This window comes from Massilia sp. Bi118, assembly GCF_918697865.1.
Classification (GTDB): domain Bacteria; phylum Pseudomonadota; class Gammaproteobacteria; order Burkholderiales; family Burkholderiaceae_D; genus Telluria.
Genome location: NZ_CAKKMV010000022.1, coordinates 46,306 through 72,197 on the forward strand (window position 1 = coordinate 46,306; position 25,892 = coordinate 72,197).

At 67.2% G+C, this 25,892-nt stretch carries 20 protein-coding genes; 14 read left to right on the forward strand and 6 right to left on the reverse strand.

What is annotated here, in order from left to right; genetic code table 11:
• Nucleotides 1-3: 3 nt before the first annotated feature.
• On the forward strand, nt 4-1,665 hold the full coding sequence (locus LQV39_RS24160; RefSeq protein WP_230029738.1) for a CehA/McbA family metallohydrolase: 1,662 nt from the start codon (nt 4-6) through the stop codon (nt 1,663-1,665).
• 12 nt (nt 1,666-1,677) lie between these two features.
• Here the strand turns inward: LQV39_RS24160 and LQV39_RS24165 are convergent, their stop codons facing one another.
• Nucleotides 1,678-2,253, reverse strand: a complete 576-nt coding sequence (locus tag LQV39_RS24165) for a TMEM165/GDT1 family protein (protein WP_230029739.1) — start codon at nt 2,251-2,253, stop codon at nt 1,678-1,680.
• A 134-nt stretch (nt 2,254-2,387) separates the two neighbouring features.
• On the opposite strand from LQV39_RS24165, the gene LQV39_RS24170 reads away from it, so the two are divergent.
• A complete protein-coding gene (locus tag LQV39_RS24170) occupies nt 2,388-4,013 on the forward strand; it encodes a serine hydrolase (protein WP_230029740.1) in 1,626 nt (541 codons plus the stop codon).
• A gap of 36 nt (nt 4,014-4,049) precedes the next feature.
• On the opposite strand, the gene LQV39_RS24175 is transcribed toward LQV39_RS24170, so the two are convergent.
• From LQV39_RS24175 to LQV39_RS24185, 3 genes are all read right to left on the reverse strand, one after another.
• On the reverse strand, nt 4,050-4,988 hold the full coding sequence (locus LQV39_RS24175; RefSeq protein ID WP_230029741.1) for a hypothetical protein: 939 nt from the start codon (nt 4,986-4,988) through the stop codon (nt 4,050-4,052).
• Nucleotides 4,989-4,990: 2 nt separating this feature from the next.
• On the reverse strand, nt 4,991-6,526 hold the full coding sequence (locus tag LQV39_RS24180) for a S1C family serine protease (RefSeq protein ID WP_230029742.1): 1,536 nt from the start codon (nt 6,524-6,526) through the stop codon (nt 4,991-4,993).
• Between the two features lie 88 nt (nt 6,527-6,614).
• Nucleotides 6,615-7,388 (reverse strand): class I SAM-dependent methyltransferase, encoded by a 774-nt coding sequence (locus LQV39_RS24185; protein ID WP_230029743.1) that lies wholly within the window; start codon nt 7,386-7,388, stop codon nt 6,615-6,617.
• Nucleotides 7,389-7,710: 322 nt separating this feature from the next.
• Between LQV39_RS24185 and LQV39_RS24190 the strand changes: the two genes are divergently transcribed.
• From LQV39_RS24190 to LQV39_RS24240, 11 genes are all read left to right on the forward strand, one after another.
• Entirely contained in the window at nt 7,711-9,348 is a 1,638-nt protein-coding gene (locus LQV39_RS24190; RefSeq protein WP_230029744.1) for a TldD/PmbA family protein, read from the forward strand.
• A gap of 18 nt (nt 9,349-9,366) precedes the next feature.
• Nucleotides 9,367-10,704, forward strand: coding sequence for a TldD/PmbA family protein (locus tag LQV39_RS24195; protein WP_230029745.1), 1,338 nt, complete (start codon nt 9,367-9,369; stop codon nt 10,702-10,704).
• 107 nt (nt 10,705-10,811) lie between these two features.
• On the forward strand, nt 10,812-12,449 hold the full coding sequence (locus LQV39_RS24200) for a TldD/PmbA family protein (RefSeq protein WP_230029746.1): 1,638 nt from the start codon (nt 10,812-10,814) through the stop codon (nt 12,447-12,449).
• 21 nt (nt 12,450-12,470) lie between these two features.
• On the forward strand, nt 12,471-13,808 hold the full coding sequence (locus tag LQV39_RS24205) for a TldD/PmbA family protein (protein WP_230029747.1): 1,338 nt from the start codon (nt 12,471-12,473) through the stop codon (nt 13,806-13,808).
• 9 nt (nt 13,809-13,817) lie between these two features.
• On the forward strand, nt 13,818-14,435 hold the full coding sequence (locus tag LQV39_RS24210) for a DUF4159 domain-containing protein (protein WP_230029748.1): 618 nt from the start codon (nt 13,818-13,820) through the stop codon (nt 14,433-14,435).
• Between the two features lie 4 nt (nt 14,436-14,439).
• Entirely contained in the window at nt 14,440-15,432 is a 993-nt protein-coding gene (locus LQV39_RS24215; RefSeq protein ID WP_230029749.1) for a MoxR family ATPase, read from the forward strand.
• A 6-nt stretch (nt 15,433-15,438) separates the two neighbouring features.
• Nucleotides 15,439-16,323, forward strand: coding sequence for a DUF58 domain-containing protein (locus tag LQV39_RS24220; RefSeq protein WP_230029757.1), 885 nt, complete (start codon nt 15,439-15,441; stop codon nt 16,321-16,323).
• The gene (locus LQV39_RS24225; protein ID WP_230029750.1) at nt 16,323-17,306 is read left to right on the forward strand and encodes a BatA domain-containing protein; all 984 of its coding nucleotides are present in this window, start codon (nt 16,323-16,325) and stop codon (nt 17,304-17,306) included. The genes LQV39_RS24220 and LQV39_RS24225 overlap by 1 nt, the downstream gene beginning before the upstream one ends.
• Nucleotides 17,290-19,278, forward strand: a complete 1,989-nt coding sequence (locus LQV39_RS24230) for a DUF4175 family protein (RefSeq protein ID WP_230029751.1) — start codon at nt 17,290-17,292, stop codon at nt 19,276-19,278. Before LQV39_RS24225 ends, LQV39_RS24230 begins: the two co-directional genes overlap by 17 nt.
• Complete coding sequence (locus LQV39_RS24235; RefSeq protein ID WP_230029752.1) at nt 19,275-20,837, forward strand: hypothetical protein; 1,563 nt, start codon at nt 19,275-19,277, stop codon at nt 20,835-20,837. Before LQV39_RS24230 ends, LQV39_RS24235 begins: the two co-directional genes overlap by 4 nt.
• A 3-nt stretch (nt 20,838-20,840) precedes the next feature.
• Nucleotides 20,841-21,485: a hypothetical protein gene (locus LQV39_RS24240; protein ID WP_230029753.1), complete on the forward strand. Its 645-nt coding sequence runs from the start codon at nt 20,841-20,843 to the stop codon at nt 21,483-21,485.
• Here LQV39_RS24240 and LQV39_RS24245 read toward each other — a convergent pair whose 3' ends face one another.
• Nucleotides 21,486-23,951 carry a TonB-dependent siderophore receptor gene (locus LQV39_RS24245; protein ID WP_230029754.1) on the reverse strand — a complete coding sequence of 822 codons (2,466 nt, stop codon included), beginning with the start codon at nt 23,949-23,951 and terminating at the stop codon, nt 21,486-21,488.
• Nucleotides 23,952-24,137: 186 nt separating this feature from the next.
• On the opposite strand from LQV39_RS24245, the gene LQV39_RS24250 reads away from it, so the two are divergent.
• Nucleotides 24,138-25,169, forward strand: a complete 1,032-nt coding sequence (locus LQV39_RS24250) for a M48 family metallopeptidase (protein ID WP_230029755.1) — start codon at nt 24,138-24,140, stop codon at nt 25,167-25,169.
• Here the strand turns inward: LQV39_RS24250 and LQV39_RS24255 are convergent.
• Nucleotides 25,129-25,892, reverse strand: a 764-nt coding sequence (locus LQV39_RS24255; protein ID WP_230029756.1) for a spermidine synthase, incomplete at its 5' end; no start/stop codon positions are given. The two genes, LQV39_RS24250 and LQV39_RS24255, sit on opposite strands and share 41 nt — an antisense overlap.

The window sequence follows — 25,892 nt, forward strand, 5'->3', positions numbered from 1 at the left end:
ATCATGAAAACCTCATTCCCCACCTCCTCCCTGGCCTGGTCCGACTGCTTCGTGTTCGCAGCGGCCAGCTTCCTCCACCTTGCCGCTGCCGCTGCCGCTGCCGCAGCCTCGACAGCCGCCCCGCACGAGCACCAGGAATTCGAGGCCACGCTGGCCGCGCCCTATCACGGCGAGAACCATGCGGAGGCACGCACCTTCACGCTGTCCTTCGACTACCCGGGATTGCAGGGGCGGCGCAGCGTGCACTGGCGGCTCGAGCTGGTGGCGCCGGATGGCCGCCAGGTCGCACGCTGGCAGGGGCAGGCGACCCTGGCTGGCCGGCCGCTCGACGTCCCGGTGCGCTGGCAGGGGCGCGTGGCGAGCCGGCCGCCCGCACCCGGCGTGTACAAGGTGCGCCTGCGCGCGGCAAGCGGCAGCGAGGAAGTCGAGCAGGCCTGGGACATCGCCGTCGGCAGCCTGCCGGCGCCGGCCCTGCCGTCCTTCGCGCCGCTGCCCAGCCGGCGCGGCCTGCTGCAGGCGGCGCCGGCGCCGGGCGCGCTGCCCTATACCGTCTATTACGGCAACCTGCACAGCCAGACCCGCGACAGCGACGGCGGCGCCGCCCTCGACGATTGCCGCGGCGCGCAGGACCCGCAGACCGCGCCCTTCGGTCCGGACGCCGCCTTTCCCTATGCGCGCGAACATGGGCTCGACATGCTGATGGTCTCGGAGCACAACCACATGTTCGACGGCTCGGACGGGACGAAGGCGGACGCCGACCCGGCCGCGGCCAGGGCCCTGTACCAGGCCGGCCTGCAGACGGCGCGCGCCTTCAATGAAGCGCACAAGGATTTCCTGGCCTTGTACGGCATGGAGTGGGGCGTGATCAGCAATGGCGGCCACCTGAACATCTTCAACAGCGACGAGCTGCTGGGCTGGGAAAAGAACGGCAAGGGCGAGCTGCTGGCCGATACCCTCACGCCGCGCAACGACTACGGAGCGCTCTATACGCTGATGCGCCAGCGCGGCTGGATCGGCCAGTTCAACCATCCCTCACTGAAGGACCAGTTCAAGGTGAACGGCGTGGCGCTGGCATACACGCCGGACGGCGACGAGGCGATGGCGCTGTGCGAAGTGATGAACAGCACGGCCTTTTCGACCAACGACAAGGAAGGCGAGACCCGGCGCAGCAACTTCGAGACGGCCTGCAACAAGCTGCTCGAAGCCGGCTACCACGTCGCCTTCAGCAGCAACCAGGACAACCACTGCGCCAACTGGGGCGCGTCCTATACCAACCGTACCGCGGTGCTGCTGCCGGCCGGCGAAGTCCTGAGCCGCGACAGCTTCGTCGCCGCCCTGAAAGCGCGGCGCGTGTTCGCGACCATGGACAAGGAGTCGCAGCTGGTCTTGACGGCCAACGGCAGGCTGATGGGCGAACGCTTCGGCAACCGCGGGCCGCTGCAGTTGCGCGTGCAGTTCGCGAACGGCGCAGGACGGACAGCGGCCACGGTGGCGATCATGGAAGGAGTGCCGGGCCGGAACGGCATGGTGACGCAGATGGCGTCCGAGGCGACGGTGAGCATCACACCGTCACTGGGGCCGCACTTCTATTATGCGAAGCTGACCCAGGACGACGGCAAGGTGCTGTGGTCGGCGCCGGTCTGGGTCGACCAGGCGGCGGATTAGAAGCCGAGCGCCTCAAAAGCCCAAATTTCTTCCCGCGCCGAGCAGGGTAGCGACACCCAGCACCAGGAAGATCAGCGCCGCCAGCCCGTGCACGAGTGTCAAAGGCACGCGGCCGGCGATGCGGTCGCCGAAATACACAGCCGGCACGTTCGCCAGCATCATGCCCAGCGTGGTGCCGCACACCACCGCCACCGCGGACGAATAACGCGCGGCCAGGGCCACGGTCGCCACCTGGGTTTTGTCGCCCATCTCGGCCAGGAAGAAGGCCAGCACGGTGGTGAGGAAGACGCCGAAGCGCGCCGGCGTCGATGCGTTCTCGTCGATGTCGTCCGGGACCATGATCCAGGCCGCCATGCCGATGAAGGCCAGGCCCAGCACCCAGCGCATCACCTCGGGGCCGAGCAGCTTGCCGACCAGGGCGCCGACGGCAGCGGCAAAGGCGTGGTTGGCGATGGTGGCGACCAGGATGCCGAAGACGATGGGCAGCGGACGGCGGAAGCGGGCAGCGAGCAGGAAGGCCAGCAACTGGGTCTTGTCGCCGATTTCTGCGAGGGCGACGATGCCGGTGGAAACGAGGAAGGCGTCCATGGGAAGCGACAGGGCGGGAGAAGCAAAGGCGGGATCATAGCAGAGGCGGCCGTATTGCATCTTTCGGGCGCCAACACTAAGTGCTATCCTGCTCGCGCCTGTTTACTCAGCTTCGTCTCCAGCCAAGGAATTCCATGAACCGCATCGCAGCAGCCCTCCTGATCGCTTTCTCCGGCGCCGCCCTGGCGCAGACCCCGGCCGCCGTCGCGCCGGCAGCGCCCGTCGCTGCCAGCACCGCGCCGCTCCAGCTCACGAACCTGTCCGCCGACGTCGAGCGCGTCATGAAGCAGTTCGACGTGCCGGGCATCGCCATCGCCATCGTCAAGGACGGCCAGGTGCTGGCCACGCGCGGCTTCGGCGTGCGCAAGCTCGGGTCGCCCGAGAAGGTCGACGGCAAGACCCTGTTCGAAGTCGCCTCGAACTCGAAGGCCTTCACCGCCGCCGCGCTGGCGATGCTGGTCGACGAGGGCAAGCTGGCCTGGGACGACCCGGTGACCAAGCACCTGCCGGACTTCCAGATGTACGACGCCTATGTGACCCACGAGATGACGGTGCGCGACCTGCTGACCCACCGCAGCGGCCTGGGACTGGGCGCCGGCGACCTGCTGTGGTGGCCGACCACCAGCTTCTCGACCGACGAGATCATCCACAAGCTGCGCTTCATTGCGCCGAGCACCAGCTTCCGCAGCAGCTACGCCTACGACAACCTGCTGTACATCGTGGCCGGCAAGATCATCGCCGCGAAGTCCGGCAAGACCTGGGGCGAGACCATCCACGAGCGCATTTTGGCGCCGGTCGGCATGGCCACCACCACCACCAGCCTGGCGGAGAACGAAGGCAATCCGAACGTCGCCAACGCCCACAGCAAGATCAATGACAAGATCGCGGCCGTGAAGGCGATGCCGGTGCCGAACGCGGTCGGCGCGGTCGGCATCAACACCAACGCCGAGGACATCGCGCGCTGGATGAACGTGCTGCTGGCGGGCGGCAAGCTGCCGCAAGCCGGCGCCGACGGCAAGGAAGCGCGCCTGTTCAGCGAAAAGCAGGCGCGCGAACTGTGGACCGCGCAGACGCCGATGCGTACCGGCACCCCGAACGCGAAACTGGCCGGTACCAAGGCGAATTTCGCCGCCTATGGTCTCGGCTTCCAGCTGCGCGACTACCACGGCCGCCTGCTGGCGCTGCATAGCGGCGCGCTGCAGGGCTTCTATTCGAAAGTGGTGCTGGTGCCGGAAGAGAAGCTGGGCATCGCAATCCTGACGAATGCGGAAAGCGGCGGCTCGCTGAACGCGCTGCAGTGGCAGCTGCTGGGCCGCCTGGTGGACAGGGACGACAAGACCGACTGGATCGGCGCCGTCGCTGCGGTCGAGGACGAGATGCACGCGAAGGAAAAGGCGCGCCTGGCCAAGAATTCCGCGTCCCGCGCCGCCAAATCCCAGCCTTCGCTGGCGCGCACCGCCTACGACGGCGACTACCAGGATCCTTGGTACGGCATCGCCACCATCAAGCACGTCGGCGGCAAGCAGGTGCTGTCGCTGTCGCGCACGCCGGACCTGACGGGGGAACTGGAGCACTACCAGCACGACACCTTCATCGTGCGCTGGAAGGAGCGCAACTTCAACGCCGACGCCTACGTCACCTTCGCGCTGAACCCGGACGGCAGCATCGAGCGCATGAAGATGCAGCCGATTTCGACCGAGACGGATTTCAGCTATGACTTCCAGGATTTGAACTTCACGCCGGTGAAGAAGGCGCAATAACTCGTCGTTCCCGCTTTCGCGGGAATGACGGTAACTTTAGATCGGCGGCACCGGATTAAAACCAGACACCGCCCGATACTTCCCCGCGCTATACCGCAGCACCTGCCGCTGGTCGATCGCCACCGGCGGCGCCGCATAGGTGTCGGCGCGGCTGATCGCGCCCTGGTAGCGGATCGTGAAGTCGCCCGGGTGCTCGCGCGTGGCGTCGATCGTCCAGCTGCTCTCGATGGCATAGCAGTCGTGGCTGTTGGACGCGGTGTTGTCGTCCTTCGCCGCCGGATCCTGCGGATGCGGCTTGATCAGCGGCTGCAGACGGCGCACGCAGTCGGCGCTGCTGTCGACGTTGATGCCGGACAGCGCCATCTCGAGCGCCGGCTCGCGCCGCACCGTTCCCTTGTCCAGTTCATACATCGCCAGCCAGGTGCCGCAATAGCCCTGCCAGCAGCTGCCGTATTCGACCGCGATCGCCTGGCGCTGGCCGGCGAGCGGCACCGCGCGCAGGCTCGCTTCGCCGTAAAAGCCGCGCAGTCCGAACACGCCCTGGCGCCCGCTCAGCTTCCAGGCGCCGTCGTGCTGCTCGAACTGGTAGGCGGCCAGCGCCATCGGCGTGCCGTGGTTGGCGGCGCTCTTGCCGTCCTCGGCGGGCACCAGGCCGGCGACCAGGGTCAGGTGGCTGGCGTCGATGCGCAGCACCAGCCTGGGTTCGACCAGCACCTGGTTCGCGCCCACGGTCCAGGCGCTGCGCGCGGGATTGGTGGTCACGCCGGGCATGCGCGGCAGGGTGACGGTCTGCAGCCGGCCGGCCGCGCCCTCGCTCCAGCCGGGGAAGGCCAGCGCCGCCAGCTGGGCCGGGGTCACGCCGGTAGCGGCGGGCGCGGGCTGCTGCGGCGCCGCCAGCGCAAGGTCGGCCATTAACGCGGCGGCCATCGTCGCCAAGGCCAGCCAGGCCATCGAGTGCGGGAAGAAGCGGCGCATGTTCAGATATTCTTGCCGTTCCAGACCGCCATCATGTCCGGCGATCCCTGCGAGCGGATGCCGTTGTCGGACAGGATGTCTTCGGTGGCCTCGACCAGCGTCTTGCGCGGCAGGACCATGGTCTCGCCTTCGCGCTGGTCGAAGCGCAGCACTACCAGCTCGTCCTTCAGGTCGCGCAGCAGGGCCACCAGGTGGCGCAGGCTGCGCACCGGCACGCCGTTGACCGATTCCACCACCGAGCCGAAGCGGTTGCTGTAGCCGGCCACCAGCTTGTGCGGGAAGAAGGGCGAGCTGACCACCACCAGTTCCTCGTGACTGCTGCTGGGCGCTTCGCCGCGGCGCGTCACCAGCGGGCTGCCGTTGAAGCCGTAGGAGTTCAGCGTCGACGCGTTTGCGCTGATGAAGGAAAGGTACTCCTCGGTGGCGCGCGAGAACACGATCGGGCCATAGATGAAGTAAGAGGGATAGCCGCGGTCCAGGTCAGGAATCAGCAGCGGGCGCTTGCCGGCCACCGGCACCTGCACCTGCAGCGTCTTGCCGTCGCGGATCACGGTCAGCGGCACCTTGCCGTCCTTCGCCACCTGCTGCACGCGGTACTGGAAGCGCACGCGCAGGTTCGGCCCCAGCTTGACCATGCCCTGGTCGTCGACCGAGTAGTCGCCGATCCTGGTGATCAGGTCCCACTCCTTGAGTGGATAGGACGGGTCGCTGACGGTCGGCCGGTGCACCACCACGCCACGCAACGACTTGTCGATCTTGAGGTACTGGCGCAGCACCGGGTTCTCCAGGGTCTGGGTGTCGTCGCGCAACTGCGGCTTGCCGTCGTAGCGGCCGTCGGCGACGTCGCGCAGGAACAGCTCGACCTCTTCGTTCGGGATCACGTAGCCGATGTTGTTGGCGCTGGCGATGATGGAGTAGGCCAGGCCGACCATGCGGTCGCCGGCCACGATCGGGCCGCCGCTGTTGCCCGGGTTGATCGGGGCGTCGATCTGCACGCGCAGACCGGAAGCGCCGTAGAAGTAGGGGACGAATTCGACGCGCGAGACGATGCCCTTGGTGATCGACAGCGAGTTGCCGCCCATCGGATAGCCGTAGGCCAGCACCGCGTCGCGCACGTCGGGCAATACGCTGGCGCGCTTCAATGCCGGGTGTTCGTCGAAGAAGGATTCGTCGTCGAGCTTGAGGATGGCGAGGTCGATCCCGCGCGCGATCGCGACCACGGTGGCGCCGACCTTGTCGCCTTCCTCGCTGGCCTGCACCTGCACCTGGCTGGCGTAGCCGACCACGTGGGCGTTGGTGAGAATGCGCTTGCCCTCGATGACCACGCCGGAACCGGTGGCTTCCTGCGGCGTCGCCTTGGTCCACGGCCGGTAGGGGTCGGGACGGCGCATGGTCGTGAAGATCTTGACGACCGATTTTTCGATGCTGGAGCTGTTCGCGGGGCGGGTGGGAGGCGCCTTGGCGTCGGTGTCCTGGGCCTGGGCGGCGAGGGCGGAGGCGGCAAGCAGGGCCGCGGCGGCAATACGGAGCAATGTCATGCGCCGACTATACACTGCCGGGCCGCGCAAAAATTCACAAATACTCACTGCGGCGTCACATTCGCCGCAGCGAGCATCGATCGCGTGTTTACGGCTTCACGAACTTGAGCGTCATGCGGTCGCTCTCGCCGATGGCCTGGTATTTGGCGCGGTCCTCGTCCTTGTTGGTCAGGGTCGGCGGCAGCGCCCACACGCCGTTCTTGTGGTCGGCCTTGTCCTTCGGGTTGGCGTTGATCTCGGATTTCGCGGCCAGCTTGAAGCCGGCGCTTTCCGCCATCTTGATCACGTAGGACTCATGGACGTAGCCGCTCTTGGCCTCGGCATCCTGCGGAATGGATTCCGGCAGGCGGTGATCGGTCACGCCCAGCACGCCGCCCGGCTTCAGGCTGGTGTACAGCGCCTTGAACATTTCCTTGACCTTGTCGTCGCCCAGCTCGACGAAGTTGTGCACGTTGCGGAAGGTGAGCACCATGTCGACGCTGTTTGGCGGGGCGAAGTTGTAGCTGGACTTTGGCGGATTGAAGGGGGCGCGCACGACCTTGTCATAGACCGCCGGCCTGGATTCCAGCAGCGTTTTGGAGATGGGGCCGGCGCCGATCAGCTTGCCGTCCTGGCGCAGGTAGGGCGCCAGGATCTCGGTGTACCAGCCGCCTTCCGGCAGCAATTCGACCACGGTCATGGTTGGCTTGATGCCGAAGAAGCTGAGGGTTTCGTAGGGGTGGCGGTACTGGTCGCGCGCGACGTTGGCGGCAGTGCGTTGGCTGCCGGCGATGGCTGCACGCAGCTGGGCGTCGTCGGCGGCCTGCGCGGTGGCGGCCAGGCTGCTCGCCAGCAGGGCGGCGGCCAGGATGAATCGTTTCATTGTGTCGTCTCCAGGGTCGATGGCATCGGCGCCATGCCGTGCCGCCCGGCGATGATCGGCCAGGCCTCAGTTGTCGTCAAGTAAAGATGTGTATGTATCGCCGGCGTCCGAGCGGACAGTGCCCGGACAGTGCGCGGACACGCCCCAGCCGGACACTGGGCAGCCGCGTGTGCCGCAAACGGGGGCTCAAGCGCTTGGCATAAAGATTGCCTATTCAAAAACTTTACTTGCTGATATCGTTCAGCAGCGAAGAAGAAGTCCACGCGCAATACAACTAAAGAGCGGTCCGTCCGCCGGGCCACTGTCCACCTCAGGAGACGTCATGGAACGCCGTACCTTCCTCAACATCAGCGGCCTGGCTTTCGGCTCGATGCTGGTTCCCGTCTTCGGCCGCGCGATCGCCGCCGAAGAGCTGCTCAACCCGATGCCGCTCGCGGCCAAGAAGATGCTGGCCGATACCGCGCTGAGCGCCGCCACCAAGGCCGGCGCCAGCTACTGCGACGTGCGCATCGGCCGCTACCTCAACCAGTACGTGATCACCCGCGACCTGAACGTCGAGAACGTGGTCAACACCGAGTCGGCCGGTATCGGCGTGCGCGTGGTCTGCAATGGCGCCTACGGCTTCGCCGCCACCAACGACATGACCCCGGACGGCGTGGCCGGCGCGGCGCGCCAGGCGGTGGCGATCGCCAAGGCCAACGCCAAGCTGCAGTCGGAGCCGGTGCAGCTGGCGCCGGTCAAGGGCGTGGGCGAAGTGACGTGGGCGACGCCGGTGGTGAAGGACTGGCGCACCGTGCCGATCAAGGAGAAGGCCGAGCTGCTGATCGCCGCCAACAAGGCCGGCATGGAAGGCGGCGCCAACTTCATGCAGTCGATGCTGTTCCAGGTGAACCAGCAGAAGTACTTCGCCTCCACCGACGGCTCCTACATCGACCAGGACGTCCAGCGCCTGTGGGCGCCGCTGACCGCCACCGCGGTCGACAAGGCCAGCGGTAAATTCCGTTCGCGCCAGGGCCTGTCGGCGCCGGTCGGCATGGGTTACGAATACCTTGCCGCGCGCAAGGAAGACAAGATCAAGGCCGCCGGCGGCGTCGCCACCCTGTACACGAAGTCCTACGACATCATCGAGGACGCGCGCGCCGCCGGTCGCGACGCCAAGCGCAAGCTGACCGCCAAGTCGGTCACGCCGGGCAAGTACGACCTGATGCTCTCGCCCGAACACCTGTTCCTGACCATCCACGAATCGGTCGGGCACCCGACGGAACTGGACCGCGTGCTGGGCTACGAGGCCAATTACGCCGGCACCAGCTTCGCCACGCTGGATAAATGGGAATCGAAGAAATTTAACTACGGTTCGCCGCTGGTGAACATCGTGGCCGACAAGACCACCCCGGGCTCGCTGGGCAACGTGGGCTACGACGACGAAGGCGTCAAGTGCAAGCGCTGGGACATCATCAAGGACGGCACCCTGGTCAGCTACCAGGCCACGCGCGACCAGGCCCACATCATCGGCAAGACCGAATCGGACGGCTGCTCCTACGCGGACAGCTGGAGCAACGTGCAGTTCCAGCGCATGCCGAACGTGTCGCTCCAGGCGGGCAAGAAGCGCCTCACGCCGGACGAGATGGTCAAGGACATCAAGAAGGGTATCTACATCGTCGGCGACGGCTCCTTCTCGATCGACCAGCAGCGCTACAACTTCCAGTTCGGCGGCCAGCTGTTCTACGAGATCAACAACGGCAAGATCGGCCAGATGCTGGAAGACGTGGCCTACCAGGCGAACACCCAGGAATTCTGGAACGCCTGCACGGCCATCTGCGATGAGCGCGACTGGCGCATGGGCGGCTCTTTCTTCGACGGCAAGGGCCAGCCTCCGCAGATCTCCATCGTGTCGCACGGATCGGCTACCAGCCGCTTCAACGGCATCAACGTCATCAACACCGCCCGCAAGATCGGCTAAGGCAGGAGCACAACGACCATGACCATCCTGACCCAGGAACAAACCAAGCATATCTGCGACCGCGTGCTGTCGCTGTCCAAGGCCGACGAATGCAGCGTGACCGTGGGCGGCAGCCGCCAGGGCAATATCCGCTTTGCGCGCAACGCCGTCTCCACCGCCGGCCTGGCGGAAGACACGAACATCGCCGTGCAGGTCGCCTTCGGCAAGCGCCAGGGCATCGCCACCATCAACGAGTACGACGACAAGTCGCTGGAAAAGGTGGTGCGCCGCGCCGAAGACCTGGCCAGGCTGGCGCCGGAAAACCCGGAGTTCATGCCGGCCGTCGGCAAGCAGAACTACCGCGAATCAAAGACCTTCAGCCCGAAGACTGCCGCCATCGACCCGGATTTCCGCGCACAGTCCGCGGCCTACGCGATCGAAGCCTGCCGCAAGAATAAACTGGTGGCCGCCGGCTTCTTCACCGACAGCACCTCCTTCACCAGCGTCGCCAATTCGAACGGCGTGTACGGCCACCAGAATGAAACCGGCCTCGATTTCACCTGCACCGTGCGCACCGAAGACGGCCGCGGCTCCGGCTGGGTCAAGCGCTCGGCCACGGACGCCGCAAAATTCGACCCGCGCGAAGCGGCCGACGTGGCGATCGAGAAGGCGCTGCGCTCGGTCGACGCGAAAGCCCTGGAACCGGGTCGCTACACCGTGATCCTGGAGCCGGCCGCGACCTCCGAGCTGCTCGGCTTCATGCTGTTCGGCTTCGACGCCCGCCAGACCGACGAAGGCCGCAGCTTCCTGTCGAAGAAGGGCGGCGCCTCGCGCTTGGGCGACAAGCTGTTCGACAGCCAGGTCAACATCTGGGCCGACCCCTGGAATCCGGACGTGCCGGTACTGCCCTGGGACACCCAGAACCTGATCGCGCGCGAGCGCATGGACATCATCAAGGACGGCAAGGTCAACGCCCTGCAGTACTCGCAGTACTGGGCCAAGAAGAAGGGCGTGAAGCCGACCGCGACCCCGGGCAACATCATCATGGCCGGCACGGATAAAACCACCGCCGACCTGATCGCCAGCACCAAGAAGGGCATCCTGGTTACCCGCACCTGGTACATCCGCATGGTCGACCCGCAATCGGTGCTGCTAACCGGCCTGACCCGCGACGGCACCTTCTACATCGAGAACGGCAAGATCAAGTACCCGATCAAGAACTTCCGCTTCAACGAGAGCCCGGTGACCATGCTGAACAACATCGAGGAGATCGGCAAGCCGGTGATCATCGGCGGGGATGAGGTGCCGTTCCAGATGTCGATTCCGCCGATGAAGGTTCGCGACTTCAACTTCACTTCGCTGTCGGACGCGGTGTAATTATTCCCGTCGTCCCCGCGAAGGCGGGGACCCAAGTTTGCGTGCGTAACCGGTGCGCGTCCAACTTGGGTTCCCGCCTGCGCGGGAACGACGGCAGGAGATCGAATTTGGAACGCCGTACCTTCCTACACATGGCCGCCGGCACCGCCGGCGCCATGCTGGTCCCCGTCTTCGGCAACGCCATCGCCGCCGAGGAGCTGCAGTCAAGCATGCCGCTCAGCTTCAAGAAGGCGCTGGCCGACGCCGCCCTCAATGCGGCCACGAAAGCGGGCGCCAGCTATTGCGACGTGCGCATCGGCCGCTACCTGAACCAGTTCATCAACACGCGCGACCTGACGGTGCAGAGCGTGACGAACACCGAGTCCAGCGGCGTCGGCGTGCGCGTGATCGCCAATGGCGCCTACGGCTTTGCCGCCACCAATGCGATGAACCCGGATGCCGTCGCCGGCGCCGCGCGCCAGGCGGTGGCGATCGCGCGCGCCAATGCGAAGCTGCAGACCGAGCCGGTACGCCTGGCCCCGACCAAGGGCGTGGGCGAGGTGGCCTGGGCCACGCCCATCAGGAAGGATTGGCGCGTCGTGCCGGTCAAGGAAAAGGCCGAGATGCTGATCGCCGCGAACAAGGCAGGCCTGGACGCCGGCGCCAGCTTCATGACGGCCAACCTGTTCCAGGTGAACCAGCAGAAGTACTTCGCCTCCACCGACGGTTCGTACATCGACCAGGACATCCACCGCCTGTGGGCGCCGCTTACCGCCACCGCCGTCGACAAGGCCAGCGGCAAATTCCGCTCGCGCGCAGGGCTGGCGCCGCCGGTCGGCATGGGCTACGAATACTTCGATGCCAGTCCTGCGCACAAGATCCAGGCCGCGGGCGGCGTCACCACCCTGTACAAGGGCGGCTACGACATCGTCGAGGAAGCGAGAAATGCCGGCCGCCAGGCGCGCGAAAAGCTGACGGCAAAGAGCGTCGAGCCGGGCAAGTACGACCTCGTGATCGCGCCGGAAAACCTGTTCCTGACCATCCACGAATCGGTGGGCCACCCGACGGAACTGGACCGCGTGCTGGGCTACGAGGCCAACTACGCCGGCACCAGCTTCTGCACGCTGGACAAATGGGAGACCAGGAAATTCCAGTTCGGCGCCGATAAGGTCAACTTCTTCGCCGATAAAAGCACGCCCGGTTCGCTGGGCGCGGTCGGCTACGACGACGAGGGCGTCAAGCCGAAGCGCTGGGACATCATCAAGGACGGCATCCTGGTCAACTACCAGGCCACGCGCGACCAGGCCCACATCATCGGCGAGAAGGAATCGCACGGCTGCTCCTACGCGGACAGCTGGAGCAATGTGCAGTTCCAGCGCATGCCCAACGTCTCGCTGGCGGCCGGCACTGCGCGCCTGACGCCGGACGAGATGGTGACGGACGTCAAGAAGGGCATCTACATCCTGGGCCGCGGTTCCTATTCCATCGACCAGCAGCGCTACAACTTCCAGTTCGGCGGCCAGCTCTACTTCGAGATCAAGGACGGCAAGATCGGCCCCATGTTGGAGGACGTGGCCTACCAGTCGAACACCCAGGAATTCTGGAACGCCTGCAGCGCCATCTGCGATGAACGCGACTGGCGCATGAGCGGCTCCTTCTTCGACGGCAAAGGGCAGCCCAGCCAGGTCAGCGCAGTCTCGCACGGCGCCTCGACCACCCGCTTCAACGGCGTCAAAGTGATCAACACCGGCCGCAAGATCGGCTAAGTTCAGGACAAGAGAGACAACATGAAACAGCTGAACCAGGAAGAAGCGAAACGGATTTGCGACCGCGTGCTGTCCTTCTCGAAGGCGGACGAGTGCAGCGTCGCCATCAGCGGTAGCCGCAACGGCAATATCCGCTTTGCGCGCAACAGCGTATCGACCGCGGGCCTGAACGAAGACCGGCGCCTGGTCGTCACCGTCGCCTTCGGCAAGCGCCAGGGCACGGCATCGATCAACGAATTCGACGACAAGTCGCTCGAGCAGGCCGTGCGCCGCGCCGAAGACACCGCGCGCCTGGCGCCTGAAAACCCCGAGTATGTGACGCTGCCGGGCAAGCAGGAGTTCAAGGCGACCGGCGAATACTTCGCCTCGACCGCCGCGATCGACCCGGACTTCCGCGCCGAAGTCGCCTCGCACGCGATCCTGGCCGGGCGCAAGAACAAGCTGGTCACCGCCGGCTTCTTCACCGACAGCACCGGCTTCGAGACCATCGCGAATTCGAAAGGCCTGTTCGGCCACCGCGAATTCACCGGCCTCGATTTCACTTGCACCGCGCGTACCGAAGACGGGCGCGGTTCGGGCTGGGTGACCCGCTCGGCCAGCGATGCGAAACGCTTCGACGCCCGCGAAGCCTCCGAAGTGGCGATGGAGAAGGCGTTGCGCTCGGTCGACGCAAAAGCGCTGGAGCCGGGCCGCTACACCGTGATCCTGGAGCCGGCCGCGACCTCCGAGCTGCTGGGCCGCATGTTCGGCGCCTTTGGCGCGCGCCAGGCCGACGAGGGCCGCAGCTTCCTGGCGAAAAAGGGCGGCGGCAACCGCCTGGGCGAGAAGCTGTTCGACGAACAGGTCAACGTCTGGTCCGACCCCTGGGACAAGGACGTGCCGGTCAGCCCCTGGGACAGCGCCTCGATGCTGGCGCGCCAGCGCCGCGACCTGATCAAGGACGGCAAGGTCGCCAACCTCGAGTACTCGCGCTTCTGGGCGCAGAAGAACGGCGTGGCGCCGAACGCCCGCGCCGGCAACATGATCATGGCCGGCGGCAGCAAGTCGCTGGAAGAGCTGATCGCCGGTACAAAAAAGGGCGTGGTCGTGACCCGCACCTGGTATATCCGCATGGTCGATCCGCAGTCGGTGCTGCTGACCGGCCTGACGCGCGACGGCACCTTCTACGTCGAGAACGGCAAGATCAAGTACCCGATCAAGAACTTCCGCTTCAACGAGAGCCCGATCACCATGCTCAACAACGTCGACGAACTGGGCAAGCCGGTCATCATCGGGCCGGACGAAGTGGCCTACCAGATGGTGATTCCGCCGATGCGGATCCGCGATTTCAATTTCACGAGTCTCTCCGACGCGGTCTGAGTGGTGTAAGTGGTCTACGATTTTTACTTCACGCGCCTGATGTACGAGTCGGGCGACTGGGATGTGGACATCCGCATGCCCAGCAACGTGCTCAACTCGCTGGTCGAGTACACGACCCTGCGCGTGGACCCGGCCGAGCGTGTGATCGCCTTGTCGGACCCGAAGATGCTGCAGGCGCCGTTCTGCTACCTGGCCGGGCACAAGCTGGTGCAGTTCACGCCCGCCGAGCGCAAAAACTTCGAACGCTACGTGAAGGGCGGCGGCTTCGTCTTCGTCGATGACTGCAACCACGACATCGACGGCCTGTTCGCCAAATCCTTCGAGGCCGAGCTGGCCAAGATGTTCGGACCGAAGGCCTTGGTCAAGATCCCGAATACGCACCGCCTGTATTCGAGCTTCTTCAAGTTCGACGGCCCGCCGAATACCGCCGTGGAGCTGAACGGCTGGGGCGACGACCTGGTGCACGAATACCTGCGCGCCATCGAGGTCCATGGCCGCATCGGCGTGCTGTATTCGAACAAGGACTACGGCTGCGAGTGGGACTACGACTTCCGCAACAAGCGCTGGCTGGCGGTCGACAACACCCGCTTTGCGGTCAATATCATTCAATATGCGTTAGGAGCGTAGCACCGTGGCAGAAGCATGGACTGAGAACGAGATTGCGGACCTGGTGTCGCGCGTGAGCGCGCTCAAGGCGAGCATGGGCCAGGTGATCATCGGCCAGAAGGATGTGATCGACCTGCTGGTGACCTGCCTGCTGGCCGGCGGCCACGCGCTGGTCGAGGGCGTGCCGGGACTGGGCAAGACGCTGCTGGTGAAATCGCTGGCCCAGGCCACCGACATGCAGTTCCGGCGCGTGCAGTTCACCCCCGACCTGATGCCCTCGGATATCGTCGGCACCGAGATCCTGGAAGAAGACCAGGTCACGCGCCAGCGCGTGTTCCGCTTCCAGCAAGGCCCCGTGTTCACCCAGGTGCTGCTGGCCGACGAGATCAACCGCGCGCCGCCGAAGACCCAGTCGGCGCTGCTGGAGGCGATGCAGGAACGCTCCGTCACCTTCGCCGGCCAGACGCACAGGCTGCCGAAACCCTTCTTCGTGCTGGCGACCCAGAATCCGATCGAGCAGGCCGGCACCTATCCGCTGCCCGAGGCCCAGCTCGACCGCTTCCTGCTGCGCATCGACGTCGGCTACCCGACCGAAGAGGAAGAGATCGCGATGGTCGGCGCCACCACCCACGCCGGCCTGGCTGATGCAGAGCCGGCGCTAACGCTTGAAGCTCTCCTTCGCTTGCAGCAGCTGGTGCGCGACATCGAAATTTCGGAATTTATGCTCCGCTACGCCACGCGCCTGGTGCGCGCGACCCGCCCGGCCGAGTCCCCGGTCGAGGCGATCCGCAAGCACATCGGCTGGGGCGCCGGTCCGCGCGCCGGCCAGGCGCTGGTGCTGGCCGCCAAGGCGCGCGCGCTGATGCAGGGCCGCCTGGCGGTCACGCGCGAGGACATCGCCGCCATGCTGCTGCCGGTGCTGGCGCACCGAGTGCTGCGCAATTTCGAGGCGGAGGCGGACGGCATCGCCATTGCCGACATCCTCGCCTCGCTGCGCAACGAAGTCCGGATCGACTAAGTGTCCATGCTGGCAAGTGCGGCGCTGGCCGCGCACACGGGAAAACTCGATCTCGCGATCCGCCACGTGCTGGCGGGGCTGGGCCACGGCATCCACGCCGGCCGCGAGCGCGGCGCCGGCGTCGAGTTTTCCGAATACCGGGCCTATGCGCCCGGGGACGAGTGGCGCCGCGTCGACTGGAAGCTGATGGCGCGCGCCGACCGCTACTACGTGCGCGAGGCCGAACGCGACAGCCACGTCGCGGTGTGGCTGGTGCTGGACGCGACCGCATCGATGCTGGAGCCGAGCCGCAGCGTCGAGGGCCTGGACAAGCTGGGCATGGCGCGCCTGCTGCTGGGCTGCGTGGGCGCGATCGCGCAGCGCCAGGGCGACGCCTTCGGCCTGCTCGTCTGCCAGGGCGAGCGCGCCCATTTCACCCCGGCCGCGCGCGGGCCGCGCCAGCTGCAGCGTGTGCTGGCCCAGATGGATCGCGTCGACGCCGCCGGCACGCTGCCCGCCGGCGAGGTGCTGCGCGCCAGCCTGCATTTTGCGCGCGCGCCCAGCGTGGTCTGCGTGGCCAGCGATTTTCTCGACTGGCCCTCGCCGCTGTCGGAAGCGATGATGCGCCTGCGCGGCATGCGCCACGACGTGCGCGCCCTGTGCCTGCAGACCGAGGCCGAGATCGCGGCCGATTTCGATGGATCGACCGCCTGGCGCGACCCGGAGGGGGATCGCAAGCTGTTCCGCTTCGGCAGCGAGGCCCGCGCCGAGTATGTGCGCCGGCGCGACGAGCATTTCAATGTGGTGGCCCAGCAGTGCCGCGCGCATGACATCCCGTATGTGGCGGCGTCGGTCGAGCGCGCGCCCGGCGAGACCTTGCGCGCCTGGCTGCGCACGCAGGGAGGGCGCTGATGAACAGTTTGTGGTGGTGGACTTTGCCTGTGCTGCTGCTGCCTGTTCTGTGGCACCGGCAGAAGCGCGAACAGACCAAAGCCATGCCGCTGGCGACGGCGCGCTTCCTGCCGCAGTCCGACCCCATGCAGCTGCGCGTGTGGCGTTGGAACGATCTGCTCCTGCTCCTGCTGCGCTGCCTGCTGCTGGCGACCCTGATCGCGCTGCTGGCCGATCCCGTGCTGCCCTGGCGCGGCGACAGCGTGCTGATCGTGCCCGGCGCCGACCCGGCCTTCGTCGACAAGCAGGCGGTTGACGCCGGCCTGACGCAGGCGCGCCGCATCGAGCTGCCGGACCGCGACGCCTACCGCTGGCTGCACGAGCACGAACGCGAATTCGAGCCGCGGGCGCGCCTGCTGCTGGCGGGCGACGTGGCGATGCCGGCTGCCTTGCCGCACCTGCGCCATGCAGTGATCGTGCGTTCCCAGGCGGCGTCGCCTGGGCCGGACGAGCAACACGTGAGCGTGTTCAGCCGCCGCGCGGACGCTTGGCGCACGCTGTTCGGCGCGCTCGACGGGCCGCAGCGCTATATATTCGATGAACAGGCCAATGAGAAGACCGCTCTGGTGATCTGGGACTTGCCGGAAGCGCCGCCGGCAAACCTGCGCGCGCCGCTGTGGTGGGTGGCCGACGCCACTGCCTTCCCGGAACTGGACAAGGCGCCGCAACTTGACGGTTTGCGCTACCTGGACAGCCCGCGCGGCCGCCTGTGGAGCGCGCCCTGGCTGCCGCCGCAGGATGCCGCCGCTGCGCGCACGATGTTCGCAAGCTGGCAGCGCCTGCATCTCGGGCTGCGGCCCTACACGGCCCCGGCACAGGCGCCGGTCGTCGATGCGCGCACGCCGGCGGGACCGGATGGCGGCGCCCTGCACGATGCGCTGTCCGCGGCGCTGCTGGTCCTGTTTGCGCTGGAAAGGATAGTCACCCATGTCCGGCGGCGCTGACATTTTCATCCGGCTGTGGCGTGCCGCATTGCGGCGCCGCGCCGGCCTGTGGCTCATCGGCGCCTTGCCCTGGCTGCTGCTGCGTTCCGGTCCCGGCCTGCTGGCCTGGTCGGCGTTCTGCGCCTGGGATGGCCTGCGCCTGAAGCACCGCGTGGAGCGGCATTGGATCGGCTGGCTGGACGGCGCCGTGCCGGAGATGGAGGACAGCGCAGCGCTGCTGCTGCAGGCCGAATCGCCGGTGGCGCAGCTGCAGCAGCGGCGCCTGCTGGAACGTATCGATGCCAGCCTGGCGGCGCCGCGCGTACGTGCGATCGTGCGCGAGCGCGGGCGCATGGGCCTGCCCTGGCTGGCGGGGAACCTGGCGCTGGCGGCGCTGGCCTGGGGTGCGGCGCTGCTGCCGCCTGGCGGACAGCCACACGCCGCCGGTGTGCCGGGCGCGAAAGCGCCGGGGGCCGCCGTCGCCGCCGCGGAGCTGACCGTCAAGCTCACGCCGCCGCGTTACACCGGCATGGCCGAGTCGGTGTCGGCGCCGCGCGAGCTGACGGCGCCGGAACAGACGGTGGTCGAGTGGTGCCTGAAGAATCCGGCCGGCGCCGCTGCCGAGACGATCGAACTGAGCGACGGCCAGCAGCTCCGCGCCGGCGCCGCATGCGCGCGCTGGACCGCCACCGAATCGATCTTCTGGCGCTGGCGCGGCGTCCGCTACACGCTGAAGGTGCTGCCGGACAGTGCGCCGGAAATCGTCGTGAGCCAGCCGAACGAGATCATCAAGGAACTGGCGCGCGATGCCACCCAGGCGGCAATGGCGGTTTCGGTGCGCGACGACTACCAGGTCAGGCAGGCGACCCTGCACCTGACCCTGGCGCGCGGCAGCGGCGAGAACATCCGCTTCAGCGACCGCGAGCTGCCGATCCCGGCGGGCCGCGATCCGCATCGCCGCGACTGGGCCAGGAACTGGACCCTGACCGACCTCGGCATGGAGCCGGGCGACGAGCTGTACTTTTTTGTGCGCGCCAGCGACAACGCGGCCAGGCCGCACACGGTGCAGTCGCCGACCTACACGCTGCGCCTGCCGGCCCCGCAGGCGGAGGAGGAGCAGGATGTGTCCGCGCTGCCGGTGATGGTCAAGCCCGAGAGCCTGCGCAGCCAGCGCCAGATCATCATCGACACCGAGCAGCTGATCGCCGACATGCGAGTCAAGAAAATGGATGCGGCATTGGCGCGCGAGCGCAGCGAAGGCATCGCCGCCGACCAGGGCGCATTGCGGCGCCGCTACGGCCAGTTCCTGGGCGAGGAGTCGACCCTGTTCGGCAAGGACGATCATGACGACGACCACGGCGGCGCCGGCAACGGCAAACCGCAGGACGTGCTGCACGAATTCGGCCACGCCCACGACCAGGCGGAAAACGCGACCCTGTTCGACGAAGCCACCAAGAAGGTGCTGCGGCGCGCCCTGTCCGCGATGTGGGATGCCGAAAACGCGCTGCGCGCTATTCAACCCCGAACGGCGCTGCCGCCCGAGCACAAGGCGCTGGACGCGATCAAGGAGCTCCAGCAGTCCGAGCGCATCTACCTGCACAAGACGGCCTTCGCGCCGCCGCCGCTGAAGGAGGACAAGCGCATGACTGGTGACATGGCCGGTGCTGCCGGCGGCAAGCGCGAACAGTCGGCCGCGCCGGCGTCCGTGCCGGCGCCGCTGCGCGAACTGGTGCAGGCGCTGGCCGGCGACGGTCCGCTCCCAAGCCTGTGGACCCGCACCGCCCACGACTGGGTGCGTGAGCGTATCGCCGCCGACGAACAGCGCCTGGCGGCCCAGCGCGCGATCCAGGACGTGGCCGACGGCTGCCTGGCCTGCCGCCCGGTGCTGCGCGCCTGGCTGCGCGGCGCCGTGCATGAGGCGCCTGTGCTTCTGCAGGCCACGCCGGCGGTCGAGACGCGCTTCGAGCGTGCCGTACGGGGAGGTGTGCAATGAATCAGCTGCACCTCGGGCTCCCGATCGCCGCCCTCGTTATCGGTGCTTTCAGCGCGGCCGTCTACGGCTTGCGTCGACGCTGGATCGACGCCGTACTTGCCGCCGTGGCGAGCATTGCCCTGGCCGGCGCGGTCGGCAATTTCGCGCTACCCGGCGAAGCGGGCGCCAGCCTGACGCTGGATTCGAAAGAAGCGCCGGCCTCGCTGGACGGCATCCGCAGCATCAGGCTCGATGGCGACGGCCTGCGCGCCGCGCAATGGGAAGATCTGCCGGCGCGGCCGCTCGCCTGGACCGCACCGGCCACGCCCATCATCCATGTCGATTTTCCGCGCACGGTGGCGCTGGGGCGGATGTTCAAGCTGACGGTGCAGCGCTCCTGGAAGGAGCCGGGCCGCCTGCAGCTGCTGGCCGAGAACGATGCCGTGCTGGCCGAGGCCAAGGGCGATGGCCCGCTGTCCGTGCAGTGGCTGCCGCCGCTGGCCGAGCGCCTCGTCCTGAAAGCGCGCCTGCTGGATGCGAAGGGCAAGCTGGTCGACCAGGGACCGGTGCCGGTGACCGTGACGGAACCGTCGCCGCCGCAGGTGCGCGGCCGCTTCGGCGCGCCGTCCTTCGACCTGCGCACGCTGGACGACCTGCTGGCCGCCAGCAATGCGGTGATCGACTGGCAGGTCGAGCTGGGCAAGAACCTGCGCCGCAGCGAGAGTGCGCGCGCCGAGATGAAGGCGCCGGACCTGGAGATCGTCGACGCCGCCTGGTTCGAACGCGCCGGCGAAGCCGCCAGAAGCGCACTGCTGGCCCGCGTGGCCGAAGGCGCGCCGCTGCTGGTGCTGGGCGCGAATGCGGGCGACCCCGGCGTCTGGTCGCGCAGTGTCGGTTTGAGGCTGGCGCCGCAGCCGGCCGACAAGACTTTCGGCGAGAAACTGGCGATGGCCTCCGGCGGCCTGAATCCGGTGTCCGCGCGTGCGGGTGAGTGGCAGGGCGAAGACGGTTTGTGGACCCGCGACTGGCACAAGGGCCGCATCGCCTGGCTGGGCGTGGGCGGCTGGCACCGCCACGCGATCGAGGAGCCGCGCGCGCTGGCCTTGTGGTGGCAGGACGTGCTCGACCGCCTGCGGGTACGGCGCGATGAAGACCTGGCCTGGCTGGCGCCGGGCGAGCTGCCGCTGCCGAACCAGCGCCTGGAAATCTGCGCACGCGGCGAGGCGCTGGGCAAATCGGACGCGCTGAGCATCCCGGCGCTGGCGCTTAGGCTGCCCTGGCAGCGCCGTCCGGAGCACGTCGACGCCTCCTGCGTGGCGCTGTGGCCAACGCAGCCGGGATGGCTGCAGATGAAGGCGCAGGCGCAGGGCGGCCGCACGCTGGAGAGCGCGGTGTATGTGTATGCGGACGGCGACTGGACCTTGTGGCAGCGCGCCCAGCGCCGCGAAGCGACGGCCCGCTATGCCGCCCGCACGCCGATGCCTGCCGGCGGCGGGGCGACGCGCAGCTTGCCGGCCTGGCCTTTCGGGCTCGTGTTCGCGCTGGCCATGCTGGGCTTGTGGTGGCGCGAAAGAAGATAAATCATGGGTGCCAAAACCTCGATGTTCGCGATCGCCGACGGCGACCCGGTCGCGATCCTGAAATCGAACCCGCAACTCGACCGCGAGGCCTGCCTGGCCACGGTCCGCCGGCTGTTCCCCGCTACGCGCTTCGATCCGCTGCCGGACGGCGATCTGTCGGATACGTATCCGCGCAACGGCGAACTGGTCGTCGGCTGTTTTCCGGGCCTGACCATCCTGGCGCATGGCAGCCTGGTGACCGAACCGAGTGCGCTGGACCGTCGCTTCCTCGACTTTGCCGCCGGGCGCACCATGATCCATCACGTCATGATCAGCACGGTCGACGGCTTCGCCTACGGCATCTGGGAGCGCGGCGAGCTCCGTCGCTCCTTCGTCATCGATGCGGACAGCGGCACCACCGAAGACATCGGGCCGCGGCGCCCGTTCGAAGAGCCGTTCTGGGCAGGCGAGCATCAGGATGAAGAAGATCCGCCCAATCCTGACTATGCCGGCGGCGCGCCTTTCCACCCGCTGGAACTGGCCGAAGCGGCGCTGCTGGACCTGTTCGGCTACCAGCTCGAAGGCTTCATCGGGCCCGACGAAGTCCAGCCCGAAACCATTCCGATGATGCGCTTCGCCCCCGCCAGGCCCTGGTGGAAGTTCTGGTGATCAGAAGCTGTAATCCGCCTTCGCATACAGCGAGCGCCCGTTGATCCCGAAGGGGCAGGTCTCCCAGCAGTAGGTAAAGCCCATCTGGGGGAAAGGCGCGGCCTTCACCGGGTCCCAGCGGCTCGGGTAGGTGTCGAACACATTGTTCACGCCGATGCTCACAGCCAGCGCCTTGCTGAAGGCGAAGCGGCCGGTCAGGTCGAGCAGCCATTTCGCGTCCCAGGTCTGGACGAAGGGCGCCGTAAAGCCCTGGCCGGCCACCTCGCCGTAGTAATTGGCGCGCGCGTTCAGGTTCCAGGGCCCGCTCGTGAAGTCGGCCGCCACCACGTGGTGCTGGCGCGGCTGGCCGCGTTCGATCAGCGTGACCTGGGCGTCGTCGAACAGCTGGGCGCCGCTCAGCACTTTCGAGGAGGACTTGCGCGAGTCGACCTCGGTCCGGTTGAAGCCCAGCTGGCCGGACAGCACCAGGGTGCCGGCCGCTCCCTTCAAGGTCTGCTCGGCGATCAGGTCGAGGCCGCGCGTGGTGGTGCCGATTGCGTTGGTGAAGAACTGCGCCTGGCCCACGCGCAGCGGATCCAGCACGGCCTTGATCGGGCAGGCAGCCGCGGTCGGGCAGGGGCCGCTCTCGGGCGCGATGGTGCTGGAGAAGACGATGCGGTCGGCGATGCGGGTGCGCCAGGCGTCGGCGGTGAACGAGAGGCCCGGGGCGGGACGCAGCACCAGGCCCAGGCTGGCGCTGCGCGAGGTCTCGTCCTTCAGCGGTGCGATGCCCAGCGCGCGGGTGACGGGGCTGCCTTCGCGCGCGGTGAGGGTGTCGGTCAGCACGCCGGCGGCATTCAGGTTGGTCGAGACCGAGCTGTAGAACTTCTGCTGCACGCTGGGCGCGCGGAAGCCCGTCGAGGCGCTGGCGCGCAGGCCGAGCTCACGGCTCGGGTCGTAGCGCAGCGCCAGTTTGCCGGTGGTGGTGCCGCCGAAATCCGAATAGCGCTCGTGCCGCACTGCCGCCGCCAGCGTCAGCGGCAGGCTGAATTTATGCTCGGCGTCGAGGTAGACGGCGCTGTTGTGGCGCGCCTCGTTCACCTCGGTGGCCGGGGTGTAGCCGGGGAAACCCTGGATGCCGGCCGCCGCGATGTGGCCCGTCTGGTCGAGGATGCGGATCGCCGGGTTGTTGGTGCGCCCGTACTGGTAGGAGACCGGATCGCCGGCCACGATCTGGTAGCCGTCGCGCCGGTATTCGAGGCCGGTGGCCAGCTGCAGTTCGGTACTGCCTAGTGACAGCGGCCCGCGCAGGTCGAGGTTGACGGTGGTCTGGGTGAAGCGCAGGCGGCCGGTGTTGGCGCCGGTCGGCGATTCGTTCCAGTTGGCGCAGCTGCACTTCGGCTCGTACCAGTAGCTGACGTTGATCGAGTTCCGCTCGAAGAAGGCGAGTTCGCTGCGGCCGTGGTTGACGCTGGCGTCCAGGTTCCAGGCCGCGCCCAGTCCATGGCGGAAGCCGACAGCCAGCGAGGCGTCGCGCACCGTGGTCAGGATATTCGGCAGGAAGCCGTCCGGATAGACCGCGGGGACGTTGCGCCCATCCTCTTTCGGCCGGAAGAAGCCGGCCGCATCGCCGGTCCGGCGCGAGACGCCGCCGAAGGCATACAGTTCGCCGCTGCTACCGACCGGCAGCATGGCATTGGTCCACAGGTAGGCATCTCTGGCCAGCGAATCGCCGATGCGCTGGGTGACGCGCGGCGGATTCACGCGCAGGGTATCGGGACCGGCGCGGTTGGTTTCGCCGCGGCGCCGGCTCTCCACGGCCAGGTTCAGGTAGCCGCCCGAGGACCCGAGCGCGAAGCCGTGGCTTTCGCTGAGGCTGATGGTGTCGCCGTCGCCCTCCGCGGTGGTGCCGCCGGCCACGCTGAACTGGCTGCCCGGGCCCTGCTTGAGCACGATGTTGATCACGCCGGCGATCGCGTCCGACCCGTACTGGGCGGCGGCGCCGTCGCGCAGCACTTCGATGCGCTGGATGGCCGACAGCGGGATCGCGTTGATGTCGGTGCCGGCCGAGCCGCGGCCGATGGTCTGCTGCACGTTGACCAGCGCCTGCTGGTGGCGCCGCTTGCCGTTGACCAGCACCAGCAACTGGTCCGGACCCAGGCCGCGCAGGGTGGCCGGGCGGATGATGTCGGTGCCGTCGCTGATGAAGGTGGTGGTGAAGTTGAACGAGGGGTCGAGCTCCTGTAACACCTTGCCCAGCTCCGGCGTGCCGGCCGACTGCAAATCCTTCTGGTCGATCAGGCCGACCGGAACCACGGTGTCGAGCGCGCTGCGGGCGGTGGTGCGCGAGCCGATCACGACCACGGTGGCCGCGCTGCTGCCAGCGTTGCTGCCGGTTGGATCGCCGCCGGCTTGCTGGGCCTGCACGGGAGAGTAGGCGGCCAGGATGGCGGCGGCGAGCACGCTGCGATGAAGATGCTTGGTCATATTCCCCTCTGATGAGTCCGATTGACGGCCCATCTTGCTCGTGAGAATACGAAGCGAAATTGACGATCCGCAACTCCGTCCCTGTCCTGAGGCAGAACCGTGCGAATGGCACAACAGGGATCATGTCGCCTCGGCGAAAAATCGCCTTGAATGTGCCTCTTTCTTAACGACAAGAGGGCGGATGCTATGAACCTGGTATATCGCAACGAAGAGCGCTTGTTCCGGCTGATGCTGGTGTGGTCCGTGCTGATCTGGGGCGTGCTGCTGGTGATCACCTTCGGCCTGGCCCTGGTCTACCTGCTGTTCGGCTTCCTGTTCTATTGCGTGGCGCAGTCGGCGCTGATTTCCTACATCAAGGGCAATGGCGTGCGCATCACCGAAGAACAATTCCCCGACCTGAAGCAGCAGATCTCGGCCTGCTGCCGCAAGCTGGGCCTGGAGGAAGAACCGCAGGCCTACCTGATGCAGATGGGCGGCATGCTGAATGCCTTCGCGACGCGCTTCCTCGGGCGCCACTTCCTGGTGCTGTATTCGGACGTGGTGGACGGCCTGGCGGACAATCCGGACGCGCTGAATTTTTATATCGGCCACGAGATCGGGCATATCAAGCGCAAGCACCTGAGCTGGTCGACGATCCTGATGCCGGCGTCGGCGCTGCCCCTGATCGGCGCGGCGTATTCGCGCGCCCGCGAATACACCTGCGATCGCCATGGCCTGGCCGCCTGCGACAATCCGCTCAATGCCGAGCATGGCCTGGCGGTGCTGGCGGCCGGCGGCAAGCGGGCGCGGACCATGAACCATCAGGCTTACGTCGACCAGGCGCGCCACACCGAGGGTTTCTGGATGTCCTTCCACGAGCTGGTGGGCGACTATCCCTGGCTGGTCAAGCGCATGGCGGCGGTGCGCGCGTTGGCGGCCGGCCAAGAGCTGCGCCAGCCTTCGCGCAACAAGCTGGCCGCGGTGCTGGCGCTGTTCGTGCCACGCACCGGCATCGGCAGCGGCGCCGCGGCGGTCGTCTCCATCTTCATGGTTGCCATCATGGCGGCGGTGGCGATCCCGGCGTACAAGAGCTACCAGCAGAGGGCGCAGGAGGCTGCAGAGATGCAGGCCTTGATGGGTGGCCTTGCACGCGACGCCAGGGACGCCATGCGCGAGGCCAAGGCCAATGAGAACGCTGTCACCCCCGCTGATCCCGCATCCACTCCTTCAGGCCATTGACCCAGTTCTTGGCCGGCAGGTTGTAGCGCCGCTTGATCTCGGCGGCGCGTTCGTACAGCAGCGCGAAGTCGATCTGCGGCGCGTTCTTGAAGGCGATGACGACGATGTTGGCGTCGTGGACCTCGGGCAGCCAGACCACGGCATCGAAGGCCAGTTCCATCGCCTGCAGGTTCTTGTCGTAGTTGATGAAGTCGCCGAACACGTTGGCGGTCATGACGCCGCCGTCACGCAGGCAATCAGCGCAGGCCCGGTAAAACTCGGGCGTATCGAGCACCGGGCCGCGCGCGTCCTCGTCGTAGAGGTCGACCTGCAGCACGTCGACCGTGCCGCGGTTGGCCGGATCCATCACGAAGTCGAGGGCGTCCATCTCGCGCACGTTCAGGCGCGCGTCGTTCGGCGGCAGGCCGAAGTACGCGTGGCAGATCGCGATCACGTTCGGGTTCAGTTCCGCGGCCGTCACCCGCGCTTCCGGGAATTTCTGGTAGCAGAACCTGGTGAGCGCGGCGCTGCCCAGGCCCAGCTGTACGATGCGGCGCGGCTGCGGCACGAACAGCATCCACATCATCATCATCTGCACGTATTCGAGCTCGATCGCATCCGGCCTGCTGAGTCGCATTGACCCCTGCACCCAGGAGGTGCCCAGGTGGAGCGAGCGGACGCCTTCGAATTCGGTGATGGTGGCGGGCGGGTGGCCGGGCTGGGAGAAGCGTGGATCGGTGGGGG